The organism is Bdellovibrio sp. HCB2-146, assembly GCF_047345725.1.
GTDB lineage: Bacteria > Bdellovibrionota > Bdellovibrionia > Bdellovibrionales > Bdellovibrionaceae > Bdellovibrio.
The window spans coordinates 2,182,772-2,196,663 of the sequence record NZ_JBLEQP010000001.1 but is presented as its reverse complement, the minus strand read 5'-3'; the positions used below and the strand labels follow the sequence as shown (position 1 = coordinate 2,196,663).

The 13,892-nt window shown below is 45.4% G+C and carries 15 protein-coding genes; 3 read left to right on the top strand and 12 right to left on the bottom strand.

Going from position 1 to position 13,892, the window contains the following annotated elements:
• Positions 1 to 11 precede the first annotated feature (11 nt).
• From ACLWOR_RS10745 to yihA, 11 genes are all read right to left on the bottom strand, one after another.
• Positions 12 to 719, bottom strand: a complete 708-nt coding sequence (locus ACLWOR_RS10745) for an outer membrane beta-barrel domain-containing protein (RefSeq protein ID WP_413940706.1) — start codon at positions 717 to 719, stop codon at positions 12 to 14.
• A 3-nt stretch (positions 720 to 722) separates the two neighbouring features.
• A complete protein-coding gene (locus tag ACLWOR_RS10740) occupies positions 723 to 1,193 on the bottom strand; it encodes a KdsC family phosphatase (RefSeq protein ID WP_413940705.1) in 471 nt (156 codons plus the stop codon).
• A gap of 218 nt (positions 1,194 to 1,411) precedes the next feature.
• On the bottom strand, positions 1,412 to 2,962 hold the full coding sequence (locus ACLWOR_RS10735; RefSeq protein ID WP_413940704.1) for a M48 family metalloprotease: 1,551 nt from the start codon (positions 2,960 to 2,962) through the stop codon (positions 1,412 to 1,414).
• Positions 2,963 to 2,964: 2 nt separating this feature from the next.
• Complete coding sequence (locus tag ACLWOR_RS10730; protein WP_413940703.1) at positions 2,965 to 3,414, bottom strand: hypothetical protein; 450 nt, start codon at positions 3,412 to 3,414, stop codon at positions 2,965 to 2,967.
• Entirely contained in the window at positions 3,411 to 4,241 is an 831-nt protein-coding gene (locus tag ACLWOR_RS10725; protein WP_413940702.1) for a TIGR02147 family protein, read from the bottom strand. Before ACLWOR_RS10725 ends, ACLWOR_RS10730 begins: the two co-directional genes overlap by 4 nt.
• A gap of 125 nt (positions 4,242 to 4,366) precedes the next feature.
• Positions 4,367 to 4,756, bottom strand: coding sequence for a hypothetical protein (locus ACLWOR_RS10720; RefSeq protein WP_413940701.1), 390 nt, complete (start codon positions 4,754 to 4,756; stop codon positions 4,367 to 4,369).
• Positions 4,757 to 4,829: 73 nt separating this feature from the next.
• Positions 4,830 to 5,993, bottom strand: a complete 1,164-nt coding sequence (locus ACLWOR_RS10715) for an AGE family epimerase/isomerase (protein WP_413940700.1) — start codon at positions 5,991 to 5,993, stop codon at positions 4,830 to 4,832.
• A gap of 9 nt (positions 5,994 to 6,002) precedes the next feature.
• Positions 6,003 to 6,983, bottom strand: a complete 981-nt coding sequence (locus ACLWOR_RS10710) for a KpsF/GutQ family sugar-phosphate isomerase (RefSeq protein WP_413940699.1) — start codon at positions 6,981 to 6,983, stop codon at positions 6,003 to 6,005.
• 6 nt (positions 6,984 to 6,989) lie between these two features.
• A complete protein-coding gene (locus tag ACLWOR_RS10705) occupies positions 6,990 to 8,594 on the bottom strand; it encodes a CTP synthase (protein ID WP_413940765.1) in 1,605 nt (534 codons plus the stop codon).
• A 101-nt stretch (positions 8,595 to 8,695) separates the two neighbouring features.
• Positions 8,696 to 9,436 (bottom strand): 3-deoxy-manno-octulosonate cytidylyltransferase, encoded by a 741-nt coding sequence (gene kdsB, locus ACLWOR_RS10700; RefSeq protein WP_413940698.1) that lies wholly within the window; start codon positions 9,434 to 9,436, stop codon positions 8,696 to 8,698.
• A complete protein-coding gene (gene yihA / locus ACLWOR_RS10695) occupies positions 9,433 to 10,008 on the bottom strand; it encodes a ribosome biogenesis GTP-binding protein YihA/YsxC (protein WP_413940697.1) in 576 nt (191 codons plus the stop codon). Before yihA ends, kdsB begins: the two co-directional genes overlap by 4 nt.
• Positions 10,009 to 10,205: 197 nt before the next feature.
• Between yihA and ACLWOR_RS10690 the strand changes: the two genes are divergently transcribed.
• Positions 10,206 to 11,402 carry a sigma 54-interacting transcriptional regulator gene (locus ACLWOR_RS10690; protein WP_413940696.1) on the top strand — a complete coding sequence of 399 codons (1,197 nt, stop codon included), beginning with the start codon at positions 10,206 to 10,208 and terminating at the stop codon, positions 11,400 to 11,402.
• Here ACLWOR_RS10690 and ACLWOR_RS10685 read toward each other — a convergent pair.
• Positions 11,392 to 12,369, bottom strand: coding sequence for a flagellar basal body-associated FliL family protein (locus ACLWOR_RS10685; RefSeq protein ID WP_413940695.1), 978 nt, complete (start codon positions 12,367 to 12,369; stop codon positions 11,392 to 11,394). The two genes, ACLWOR_RS10690 and ACLWOR_RS10685, sit on opposite strands and share 11 nt — an antisense overlap.
• Before the next feature lie 88 nt (positions 12,370 to 12,457).
• Between ACLWOR_RS10685 and ACLWOR_RS10680 the strand changes: the two genes are divergently transcribed.
• Positions 12,458 to 13,108, top strand: coding sequence for a hypothetical protein (locus ACLWOR_RS10680; RefSeq protein ID WP_413940694.1), 651 nt, complete (start codon positions 12,458 to 12,460; stop codon positions 13,106 to 13,108).
• Positions 13,109 to 13,837, top strand: a complete 729-nt coding sequence (locus ACLWOR_RS10675; RefSeq protein WP_413940693.1) for a patatin-like phospholipase family protein — start codon at positions 13,109 to 13,111, stop codon at positions 13,835 to 13,837.
• Positions 13,838 to 13,892 lie beyond the last annotated feature (55 nt).

Sequence of the window (13,892 nt, the reverse complement as noted above, 5' to 3'; positions counted from 1 at the left end):
TTTGCTCCCTCTTAGAACAAGTAAGTCAAACCGACATCAAGTGTTGTTGTGTAAGTCATACGATCATCATATGTGGTAGCAGATGGAGCTACGAATGGGATCGGAGCTTCATTGGCATACAATCTAAGATCGAAACGAAGGGCCCAGTGAGGGTTGAAGTAAAACTTCTGCCCCAAACCGACTGCCAAAGCAGGATAAGTTTTATTATCGTATTGAACAGCTCCGACACCGATCGAACCTAATAGAGTCGTGTTCACAACTAGGGACTTCGACAAACTCATTTTTCCGTAGAAAGCTTTTGCATTGTAATCAACAAGGATCGTGCTCTTAGGCATTGGAGCGTTCGCAAAGCTCTTCACTTGACCAGGGAATTTACTTTCCAATTGGTTCGCATAGCTTGAAAGACCAGTTGAGTTCACGAAAAACAAAACACCCAGTGCATTGTTCTCATCCCAGTTATAATAACCAGAAACACCGAACTTGCTGACGTTTGCAACTGGCTCCGTCAGTGCCAAACCATAAAGAAGATTGATGTCAATCTTCTTAGCTGTCACGACCGTGCGGCTTTTCACGCTCTCCGATTTATCGAAAAGAGGAAGAACCGATTCTTTTGCCAACTCTTCAACAGGGAGTTCCACTGTTTCTTGAGCAAAAGCCGTTCTGTGCAGGAGAAAAGCTGCAAGCAGAATCATCAAAGCTGTAAAACCGTTTTTCATCATGCACTACCCACCCGACGAGGCAAGAGCCCCGTATTTAAAAATATAATCACAAACTTCGCGAACTGCGCCGCAACCACCTGGTCTGCGAGTCACGTAGTCTGCAACTTCTAAAACTTCATCAACGGCTTCAGGGACAGTGGCACCGAAGGCCACGGACTGGATTAAGGGAATGTCAAAAATATCATCGCCGACGTAGGCCATTTCACTTGGCTTCACTCCAGAGTCAGACTGAAGTTTCGCGAAGGCAGGTTCCTTATCAAGAGCGCCTTCATAGAGATATTGAATGCCAAGAGTTTTCACACGGCTGCGAATATCTTCCGCTTTACTGCCGGTGATAATAGCGACTTGATAACCCGATTCGATAAGGCGTTTGATCCCTACGCCATCGCGTATGGAAAAAAATCGTCGCCACTCAGTTCCGTCAAACCACATCTTTGTGTCTGTCAAAACTCCGTCGACATCGAGCACCAACATCTTGATATTTTTCAGTTTTGATATTTCCAATCCCACCGCATCATTCTGAGAAATTATATGCTTTGTAGCAAGAAGACCTTGGTGCGTACCAGACCTTGGTAGGAAGAAAGATGCAGTTGCACGCGGACCTAAACCAGACCGCGGTGGTAATTAACAAGACTCTGAAAACATAATAATGTTTTCAGGTCTAGGAAATCGGATGGTAGATCAACGAGATGTTATCGCTGCGAACGAAGTTGCAAGTGATAGTAATTCGACAAAGGCGAAACAGATTTGAAGAGCTTTTCGTAGTTGACGCTGATCTCTCTGAATCTCTCACCCGCGGATGTCCGTGTTGGGTGGATGTCTGCCGCCTCTTCTGTGATTGTACGAATTCTTTGTTCTAATTCTTTATGATCAGCCGTCATAAATTGATTGATCACGCCTCGTTGCTGACGTTTGAAAGTGTCGTCACAGTAAGATTGCAAAGCACGAAGTCCCTCGACGATTTTGCGTGGGTCTGCACCAATATTCATCGCCATTTCGAGTCCCAACAAATCTGCTTCCTCTTCGTCAGAGCGGGTATGACTTGTTAACAGAGCTTCTGTGCTGAGCTTCAGACTTTCCATTGAAATCGATTGAACACCCAAGTTGCGAGTGAGTTCCGCGATATCCCCGGCAGATCCCCAGGTGGCAACGCTGGAAAGAATAGACATTGTCGTATAGAAACTCGCCATCATGTCTTCGCGTTTCATTTTCTTCGAAGTATGACGAGCGATTACATGAGAGTATTCATGCGCCAAAAAGAACGCCAATGTATCCACATTCGGTATAACACCCAAAAGTCCCGCCGTTACAAAGATGTCGCCGCCAGGGTAAGCAAAAGCATTTGGGGTTAAGCTAGCAAAGACGGAACACTGCGCACTCAAAGCGACGGGGACACCATGCGAACGAGCCAACAAGTCACAAAGACTTTGCACAATCTTTTGTGAAAGAGGCTCTTTCCAAACTGGAGCCAAATCGTTGATGGGTCTAAGGGTCTGAATCCAAATTTGTTCGTCAGCGCCGTTCTTACGCGTGTCTACAATAGTTTTTTCAAGACGACGAGACATGGTAACAGGCACCGGATTTTCTGAAGTTCTTAGAACAAAATTCGAGCGTGGTGTTTCGGCGAGAACCTGAAACTTAGCACGAGGCCAGTCGAGCGAGTTCGCATCGCGGTTTAAAGCTTTTAAACGGAAATTTCCGTAGCGAGCTGTTTGCAAAGCAATGTCTCGTGCAGAATCAGACGTCGCAAGCGAAGTTCCCTCCTGCAAAATTTTTGAAAGAGGATCTGGAATCCAAAAGCCACCTTTTTCGCGCAAATCGTTTGAAGACAAACCCGCGAAATCCATTTTCAATCCATAAGTAATATCTTTACCAACCACAAGCGTGTTGCTATCGCCACTCCCCCAATTGATTGTCAGACCAATTGTCGTGCCTGAGGAATAGACCAGATTCGTATATTGCTTCACAGTCCCCAGAACCCCACCCGCTCCGCGCTCAAGCGTCCCAGAAGTAAAGTTGAGAATTCCGTCTAGCGCGGGATAGGTCGTAAGCCCGAGTGACCGGAGCTGCGTATGTGCCAGCAAAAGATCATCTTGTCCTTTGATCGCTTCATAAGGGATCTTCACTCCCAAAAACTTTTTGCTGAAAGTCGATTCTTTATAGACTGGAATCATCGGCAACACTCGCTGTGCCCACGCGGTACTTACAAAGATCAAACTAAGAACAAAAAGAAGTGTTTTCATAACTAGTCGATCCAAAATCCAGTTGGAAGAATGTAGTCTTCATTACCGAAACCACCACCACGCGTTCCAGTTGAAGAGTCGTATTGCTGATCTCTTTGCTTGAGGTCGGCACCGAGGTGTTCTTGGGCTTTATAGAACTGCAGTTGATTCGTTTTTTTAAGCATCACACCCAAAGAACGATTGGCCTTTTCGATTTTTTGCAATTTGTTCCAGGTTTGCGGTTGGATTTCAGTAACTTGAATCGCCCTATCACTCAGAAGAGTTTGCATTTTAAGAATATCCAAATCAGCTGAGACCTCCGCATTGATTTGCATTTCTTGCATGCGCGCGAGCGTTTTATAGCTAATTTGACAGAAGTCGCTATCAACAGCCGTCGCAGGCTCATTGCAATCAATGCTCTGTGCGTTCGCAACTGAAGCAAAAAGACTTAAAAGCACAATCCACTTTTTCATGACGGACTCCCGTTGGACTTACGTTTCAATGAAAAGAAATTCACCTGCAAATGATAGGGCAACGTCTTGGCCGTTCCTTTGTTTAGAACTCGCACCAGTTGATCCAGGCAGGTATTAATAATAGTTTTTGCTTCAGGTAAAACGCGAGGATCAATCATCAAAGTCTCAGACCCCGTGTAACGATCTTGTGGAGTTTGATCATAAAGAGCACGCTGGGCTTTTTCGAGCATTTGAGAGTGAAATTCTTTAAGAGCCTTGTGATGATTTTCAGATGCAATCATCAAGTGCGTTGATGTCTTAGTAAATCCTGTTTCGGTGGCTTCGATCAGTTTTAAGTCGATAAGAATTTGCAAAGCTTCGGTCAACTGCGCTGGAGAAATTCCCAAATCCATTGCGACATGCTCAACACGACCATCATAATGGGCTTGTGTCGCCATTTCTAAAACGGGAATATAAAACCAAGTCGAAATCATTTTGAATTGCAATAAATCCATCTCATGACGTTCTAATGGGCGTGCATGATTACGAAGCTCTTGAAGAGCGCGTGAACGAACCGCGGGATCTTTTGCAAGTTCACATTCTACAAGCTTCAGAAAATAATCCCGCTCATCAGCACTCAGCCCCAGCTCGGAACAAAGCTGATAGGCCCGCTCGACGCTGATATTTTTTTTGCCGCTTAGAATTTCAGATAAAAACGAGGCAGGAATATGGAGCTTTTGCGCATAAGCACGTAGAGAGAACGCTTTATTACGGCGTTGCGCTTCGCTTAGATAATCACGCAGAAATGCACGGTAAGATTCGTAATCGAAGACGTTGACTGCTGCCATTGGAGCCTCCACAGAAGGATCTAATGCGAGTTCAATGCCATCCTAACCCCTTGAAAAGACGAAGGTTCAGTGTCTAAAATTTAGACGCTGAACCTTCTACGGTAAACACTGTTGAATTAAAAATATTACGTTCCGCGACTGACTTCTACAAAACGCGAGTCAAGACCGATCACATTCAGACCTTGAGAACCTTGCTCGATCTTCACGCGGTACATGAGGTTTGTTTCGCCCATCTCATGGCTGATCATCAAATCACACTTCAAGTTTGTGTCTGTCTCAATCGCGCAAGTGTTCGTGATAGTAAGACCTGAAACCAAAGCTTTCGCCAAAACATCATAAACTTTTTCGCTGCCGTCATCGCGAGTGTCACCAGTCAACTTCACCACGCGTGAGTTTTTGATCAAAATTCCCAACGCTTTCTGACTGACATCTCTGGATGTAGAAACCGCCAAAGCAGTTGTAGACAATGTTAAAGAAATAGACAGTAAGCCCAAAAGTGCGACTACTTTTTTCATGAGTTCTCTCCTCTTGCAGTTAAAGCAATTTAAAATTTCAAGAAGAGAGATCTGCAAAAATGGGACTTAGACTTTAAGAGATTTTCGGACGAAGGTTCACATACTCTTCCATCGCATTGACGATGTGATAGAGCGAACTCGCTTTAGAAGTATTTCCGTTGAATTCATCTTGCGCAGACAACATGTCATGCCAAAGACCCTTCTTCGGAGTTGCAAAGAACTTGAATAAAGTCTCAAGAGCCTCGTCAGCACCTTGTGCGTAAGAAGCACTCTCTGAGCTTGGAACTTCCGTTCCTAAGCGAACCGCCGCTTTAATACGTTCACACTGAGGCCAGAAACGAGAGCTTACAGTTTTAGGTGTGTAGTCGCTCCACATTTCATCATAAACCACTTTGCGAGTTTGGGATGTTCCGTGTTTTTCCGCGAGCAAGAACAACTGATGACGAACAGATTTCAAATCTCTCCCCGTCAGTTCTTCATAAAGAGACAACAACCAAGCCCACTCGTACTGATGGCCCGGTTCATAGATAAACTTTCCATTTTCAAGCAAGTGATTCCAGTTAGAGTCAAAGTACTCACCCAGAACTTGGCTTTTTGGATCAATAAATTTATTAAGAGCAAGTTCGACAAGCTCATGCCCAAGATCTTTCCAATCTTGATCCTGACGATCCACTTGCATCCATGCAACAGCTGATTCGAACATATGCATGTGCGGGTTGGATTTATAGGAAACCGTCCCTTTTTCATCAAGCTCAGTAAAGCCGCCACCTTTTACGGCACGTTCCGTGCGTAAGTACTTCAGCAATTGCTTTGCGCGCGTTTTGAATTCAGGGCGGGACTCTAAAGAATAAGCTTGGGCCAATCCGAACAACGCAAAAGCTTGCGTGTACAAATCAGGATTTGTGCTTTTCGGAGTTCCGTCTGGATTGATGGAATAAATAAATCCACCAGAAGGAGCCGAAAACTTATCGACCATATATTGCGTTCCCTGCAGAACCGCTTTATGCGCGACTTCTTTCGGGCAGCAACCCATGCGTGAACCCGTTAGAAAAGAATAAATCTGACGAGACTGCACCATCGCGCGACGAGGAACATCCATCGGTTGACCGTCAAACGTCAAACTCTCAACGAATCCGCCATTGCGAGGATCAATCCCCTGCTGACTCCAAAGAGGGTACACGTCCTGCGACAACCAGTTCTTAGATTTATCAATATTCATTTGCGCACGAGATGCCATATAAATTCCTTAACGGACCTTGCCGCGAAGTAGATCTTGAATATGCAAGATGCCTACCGGTTTTCTAGGTTGAGCGGCTTCTTTGTCCAAAACAAAGACCATCTGAATTTTAAATTGCTCCATAACGAACAAAGCCTTCTCCGCCAACTCATTGGCATCAATTGTACGAGGATTTGTTGTCATCAAATCTTTTGCAACACCAGTAAGTGGATCATCACTTTTCTCCAGACGACGACGGATATCACCGTCGGTGATAACACCCACCAAATCACCTTTTTCATCCACAATACCAGCAGCACCGCGAACATCTTTATGAGTCATCACAGATAGAACCTGACGAATTGGAGTATCAAGTCCCACCGTCGGCAAAGCATCTCCACCATGCATAACATCGCGAACACGAGTCAACAGGCGGTAGCCAAGGCTTCCACCGGGATGAAATTCGGCAAAGTCAGAAGAGCTAAAACCTTTTTCAGCCATTACAACCATCGCGACAGCGTCGCCCATCGCAAGCGTAGCCGTACTACTTGCTGTCGGCGCAAGACCCAATGGACAAGCCTCTTCAGAAACTTGCACGTCCAATGTCACTTGCGCTGCTTTTGCTAAAGAAGAATTCGCAGAACCCGTTAAAGCAATCAAAGGAATACCTTTACGAGCCACGAATTTTAAAATCGATGAGAACTCCGGAGATTCCCCGCCATAAGAAAGAGCCATGACCACGTCGTCAGGTTCAATCAAACCCATATCGCCGTGAGAACTTTCTGCTGGATGCAAAAACACCGAAGGAGTTCCCGTCGAAGAAAAAGTACTAGCAAGCTTACGCGCAATTTGACCTGATTTCCCCATACCAGTCAGAACCAATTTTCCCTTGCAGGAAGCAATGATCTGAACGGCTTTTTCAAAATCAGCACCAATACGCTCTCGCAAAGCTAAGATAGCTTGCGATTCAACTTCGAGAACACGAACTGCTTGTTGAACAATTTTTGACATAGCTAATTACTTTCTCTTTAAACTCGCCTTAACAAAATGAACAAAAAGAGGATGAGGTGCCAAGGGTTTTGATTTAAATTCCGGATGGAACTGCACTCCGACAAACCACGGATGATCTGGAAGTTCCACGATCTCAACGAGATCGCGCTCTTTACAAATTCCTGATGCCACCATGCCGTTCTTCTCAAACAGCGCTTTGTACTTATTATTAAATTCAAAACGATGACGGTGACGTTCCATGATATTCGAAGCTTTGTAAACATCATGAGCCGTCGTTCCCGACTGCAAATGACATGGGAATGCACCCAAGCGCATTGTGCCGCCCTTATTGACTAAACCACGCTGCTCCACCATGGAGTCGATAACAAAATTGCCTGAACGTTTTGTTTCGCCATGGAATTCGCGGCTGGTTGCATCTTTAATACCGCAAACATTGCGCGCAAACTCAATTGCTGAAAGCTGCATACCAAAACAAATTCCAAAGAATGGAACACGTTTTTCACGGGCATACTTGATCGCCGTGATCTTACCTTCAACACCGCGGGTACCGAAGCCACCTGGGACAAGAATGCCGTCAACTTTACCCAAAAGGCTGTGCACAGTTTTATCTGTAACCTTTTCGGAATCGACATAAATGATTTCAACACGTGCGTGGTTCGCAATACCGCCGTGAACCAAAGCTTCATGCAAAGACTTGTAAGATTCTTTCAAATCGACATACTTACCAACCACACCGATTTTCACCGTGTGATCTGGATTGCTCAAAACCTTTACGAGATTTTGCCAGCCTTTCAAATCAACTTTACCAGCTGCAAGTCCCAAGCGAGCCAAAAGCAACTCATCGAGTTTTTCACGATGAAGTGCCAACGGAACTTCATAAATAAAGCGGCTGTCTTGAGCAGCAACGACATTTTCGGTCTTCACCGAACAGAACAAACCGATTTTTGCCTTCAAATTTTCATCAATGACTTTTTCACTACGGCAAACCAAGAAGTCGGGCTGCAAACCGATTTCACGAAGTTCCTTCACCGAGTGCTGAGTTGGTTTCGATTTCAACTCTCCTGCCGCCGCTATATACGGAACATAAGTGACGTGCACTAAAACAGAATTGTCATAACCGACATCAATACGCATTTGGCGAATCGCCTCAAGGAACGGCTGGCTTTCGATATCACCAACGGTGCCGCCGATTTCGACCAAGATAATTTCACTGCCTTGAGCCGCTTCATAAATACGCGCTTTGATTTCTTCCGTGATATGCGGAATGACCTGCACAGTTCCGCCGAGGTAATCGCCACGTCTTTCACGCGCGATCACCGTGTCGTAAATCTGACCCGTCGAAACCGAATTCGCACGATTCATCAGTGCATTTGTAAAACGCTCATAATGTCCCAAGTCCAAATCTGTTTCCGCACCGTCTTCAGTGACATAAACTTCACCGTGCTGAAACGGCGACATCGTACCTGGGTCCACGTTCAAATAAGGATCAAACTTCATGATAGTCACGCGATGTCCGCGAGCTTCTAAAAGAGCTCCCAAACTCGCCGCCGTCAGTCCCTTCCCGATGGAAGAAACGACTCCGCCTGTAACAAAAATAAATTTTTGCTTCAGAGCTTTTGTTGTCGATTTAGCAGTCGACACTTTGACCGATTTTGCGGTCGTGGTTTTTTTGGTTGTTGTCTTTGCCGTTGTTGCGGTCTTGCTCTTTGCCATTATTTCCCCTGACTTAAGAGTTTTTCGAGTTTGGCCAAATCTTCGGGAGTATCCACCCCTAAACTTGCTTCCTTCACTCGGACTACTTTGATTTTTGCACCTAAATACAAAGCTCGGAGTTGCTCCAGACTTTCTGCTTTTTCAATGAAAGACGGAGGCGCCTCACAGAACTTTTTTAAAAACTTTTTGGTATAAGCATACATTCCGATATGTTTTAAACATCCCTCATAGGAACCCATCTCTTGAGCTTTCATACGAGAATACGGAATCGCATAGCGACTGAAATACAAAGCTTCATCTTTGTGATTCAAAACCACCTTCACCGCATTTGGTGATTGCAGTTCCTCTTCACTGATCGGATGCGCCAGGGTCGCCATATCTAAATTGGGATCCTCAATAAAAACTTGCGCCAAGCGATCAATCAACTCGCCTGTCACCAAAGGTTCATCACCTTGGATATTGACGACGATATCGCAATCCAGATCTTTGATTGCGGCATGAATGCGATCACTTCCCGTGGGCAAATCACTCGCTGTCATGGCAACTTTAACGCCAACAGCTTCAGCAGCCTTTTTGATTCTCTCGTCATCTGTCGCGACGATAAGATCACTGAGTAATTTTGATTTCTTCGAACCTTCAATCGTCCACTGAATCAGAGGACGGCCGAGAAGGTCGACGAGAGGCTTTCCAGGAAAACGAGTTGAACCATAGCGAGCTGGAATAACCCCCACTATCTTCATGATTTGATCCAATTCTCAAAAACATGGGTTTCAACTTCGTCGTAACCTGTTTTTTGCAAAGTTGATGAAGCAAACACAGCACTCAGACCCGTTTGCTTTTTAATTTTTGCCACCGCTTGCAACATTTGGCTGCGAGACATTTTGTCAGCTTTCGTTAAGACCACAGCAATCGGTAAACCGTTACGCTCTGTGAACTCTTTTAAAAGCTCTTCTTCATCTGTCCAAGCACGACGGATGTCCATCACCAATATCAAACCTTTTAAGCACTCACGAGATGACAAAAAGGTTTCCACCATTTTTTCCCATTCGTTCATCTCTTTACCCGAACGAGCCGCAAAGCCATAACCTGGCATATCGACAAGGACGTAAGAGTTTTCCATATTAAAGAAGTTTAAAAGACGCGTCTTACCTGGCGTCGAACTCACTTTGGCAATTTTATTACTGGCAAGACCATTGATGAATGAAGACTTCCCGGCATTAGAGCGACCTGCGATCGCCACTTCATACATTTTATGTTCAGGATAGTCGGTTGGGAACACCGCGCTTTTGATAAATTGAATCTTCTTTGGCATGACTTAGGCTATCAAAGGTTGTCCTAATTCTCAAATCTCAGAAGTAAGTCCTGCCCTCAATAATCTGCCGAGTCGAAGCTTACCAAACCCCGTTTTATTTGAGCTGACCGCGGCGTAGAGCTTGAATAAGCCGATTTCGACTTTAAACCGGAGGAATTATTATGAAGTCGGCTTTCTTAAAAATACTGGGGGAAAATATGAGAATCGTTTCCCTTGAAGACATGATGACAATCGGAAAAGACGACCATTGTCAGCTACAACTCAACGGCGAGGATATCGCTGATCGTCATGCCCGCTTAGAACTACGCGATCAGAACTTTTTAGTACGTGATCTGCGAACATCCCAAGGCACTTACCTGAACGAGGCCCGCGTCATGGAGGCCTTCCTGCAAGAGGGCGACACCCTCCGTATTGGAAGCTATGAAATGATTTTTACAAAGGAGCTTCCGTCCACCAGTGAGTTTCCACTTAAAAGCCGTAACGGCGTGTGGAACTCGGAACTTCAAGCACTCAGCAATGTCGCTCAAACAGATTTCCCTGTTTTGATCCTCGGTCCTTCGGGTACGGGTAAAGACGTTATTGCCGAAGCCATTCACCAAAGCAGCTTGCGTAAAGATGGTCCTTTTGTCAGCGTGAACTGCAGCGCACTGAGCGAAACATTGATTGAAAGTGAGTTGTTTGGCCACATCAAAGGCAGCTTTACCGGCGCGATTTCGGATCGTAAGGGCGCATTTGAGGCCGCTCGCGGAGGAACCTTGTTTCTGGATGAAATCGGCGACCTTTCTTATTCACTGCAGGCCAAACTTTTGCGTGCCATTGAAAATGGTGAAGTTCGCCCTGTCGGAGCAGATCGCAATGTGCGCACCGATGTTCGCATTCTGGCGGCCACTCATCAAAATCTGACTTATAAAATTCAAGAGGGCAGTTTCCGTTCGGACTTGTACTTCCGTCTGAATGTCGTCTCAATCACGCCGCCAGCACTTAATTTGCGGATGGAAGACTTCGACGATTTGGTTTATACGTTTGCTAAAAAAATGCGCGTGCGCTTTTCATATACCGCCATTGCTCGTCTTAAAAAGCATCCATGGCCGGGAAATATTCGTGAGCTGAAAAACCTCGTCAGCCGTGCAGCAGCTCTGTATCCACGCCAACAGATCGAAGAAGATCATGTAGAAAAACTGCTGGATAAAACCTTGCTCGATCCATCCGAACAAAAAATCCAAGCGCAAACAGCACCCGTGATTCGAGAAATCGAAAAGCAGATGATCATCAAAAGACTGATTGCAAATAAAGGAAATCAAAGACGTACGGCTCATGATTTGGGAATGCCAAAGAGCACTTTGCATGACCGACTCAAGTACTACGACATTGATGTAAAGGAGTTTAAGGTTTAACGATCGCTGTTTTGATAAAGACGCGACGGACTTTGCCCTTCGTTAGAACTCCATTGATATTCTTACGAAGGCGATCACAAAGAAGTTGCTTACCTTCCCCTGAGGATAGCTGATCATAAGTCATTTCACTGATCGTCCTTAGGAATAAATCCATCATCTCAGGTTCGCGGTCCTTGATTTCAACAAGGACTTCCGCGACTGTGCCTTCCAAATAAAACTCAAACGCTCCCATCGGGTTCGCGCCTGAATTCTCGGAGCGTTTGATGTTTGCCACCATTTTTTTAAGCTGCATGATGTTTTGAGAAACGCGCGTTGAATCGTAAAAAGGTTCAAGCTCAGTCTTAGGATCGTATTGTCCCGTCGCTTGCGACCACTCTTCCAGAGAACCCATGAAAAGTTCTTGTGCCGGCGGGATAAGATGATGGGTTGAAGCTTTGTAGATAACAAAACCACCCACTCCAGTCGCCACCAGAAGTCCCACAAAGCCGAGCTTTTGCGCTAACGTCCATGACTTAAAAGCAGCCAATCCAGATTTAACATGGCCGCCGATACCTTTGATAAATTGCAAAGTTGTCGGACCAATATTGATCAATCCGTGAATGAACTGCTCTTTCCAGCGCGTGATATTCAGGCGCAGAGCTGCACGTTTAACTTTGAGTTTGAAAGACAGCTTTGGTAAAAACGGCAACCACTTCATCAAACGTGGGCGTGATGCCGTCCAAAGTTTGATTTCAGTTTCGAGAGTGTATTCAAGCTCGAGTTCTTCGCTGTAGATTTCGGCATTCGCTGCAGGATCATCCGGACCGATGCTCGATAACGACTGAGCAAACTCGGGATCTTCATCGGCGATGATATTGTCGAGATCTTCAAGCGAGAGCGAACCTTCGGCAGCTTCTTCGGCGCCGTTGGCTTTCTCTGCTTCTTCTTTTGAAGGCTCGACTTTAGTCGTGGTTTCGTTTTCTGCCAAGAATGTCTCCCAAGACGATTGTAAGAAAAGAAGTAAATTTGTCGCAAGATATTTTATAAACAAGAAGGGCTCGGCTAGTATAAATCTTATGAGATATTTAAAAGCTTTAGCCGTTTTGCCTCTTTTATCCCTCACAAGTTGCGCCCAAATGATGAGTCGATCCTCCGGAAGCGGATACGGATCAGCTCCGGGCACGGTTCGTTACACAGAGGACCGTGCCGCCGACAGAGGTGATTTAGATCGCACGACAAGGCAAACCGCCTATGAACTCGGGAAAGATCCCACATCATTAGACGCCAACGACATGGACGAAATCCAAGCACGCAAACGAGTTCGTGAGCTTGAGCGCACCCTTGATTCTAAAAAAGCCCGGGAACAGTATTCCAAAGTATTGCCCTGGCTTGGTGGCGACAGCGAAAAAATTGAATTCCTATCCATTCCAACAATCGAAGGCCGCCAACAATGGATGAACAAAAAAAATATTTGGTCTCGGGCCCAAGCTCCTCAGGCCGAGATGAAAGAGCTCATTGAATCCCAAGATATCGCTGTCGGCATGCCACAAGAGTATGTCCGCCGTTCTTGGGGCGAACCTATGAATGTTGACGTCTCTGGAAATCCGATCTACAAAAATGAGCGTTGGAAATACCAACGTTTCGTTTCATCATCGGCAGGTTATCGCAAAGAAACACGTTATGTGTATTTTGAAGGCGGCCGTGTTGTAGGTTGGGAGACTGAATAATTGAATCTGCGCAGTTGGCTTCAAAAGAATGAATTTTCCTTAGCCCTTTCTTCGGGCTTTTTCGGTTTTTATGCCCACTGCGGATTCGTCAAAGCTCTTTACGATTCTAAATGTTATCCCAAAGAAGTTTCTGGCTCCAGCGCCGGAGCCATCATCGCTGGCGCCTTGGCAAGCGGCCTTTCTCCTCAAGAAATTGAAGAGATTGTCATTGGCTTTCGCAAGCAGGATTTTTGGGATCCTTCTTTAGGGTGGGGATTTATTCGGGGACAGCTCTTTGAAGACATTCTTCACCACCACTTTATTCAAGACTTCTCTCAAGCAAAGTTGCCTCTGCATATCTCTATTTTCGATATTTTTAAAATGAAAACAGTGGTGGCACGTACGGGATCGACGGCCAGGGCCATTCGCGCATCTTGTGCTGTACCCTTGATGTTTCATCCCACGATGATTGAAAATCGTCCTTACTGGGATGGAGGACTTTTGGATAAAGCCGGAATGGAAGGACTCAACGCCGATGCTCCGATTCTATGTCATTATCTTAAGTCACCGGGGTTGATCACGGATTTAGAATACAAGTTCTTTAAAAAGAAGATGCATTCAAATTTGAAATTGGTTCTGCTTGAGGATCTTTCTCAATGTGGACCAAACCTCATGCACGAAGGAAAAGCCATCATCGATGAGGCTTATCAAAAGACTCAAAAGAAGCTCGATGAGGCTGTGAGTCTCTGAACAAGACAAAGAAACTGCCCAACGACTTTACAATATTCTGAAAACTTAGGCTCGA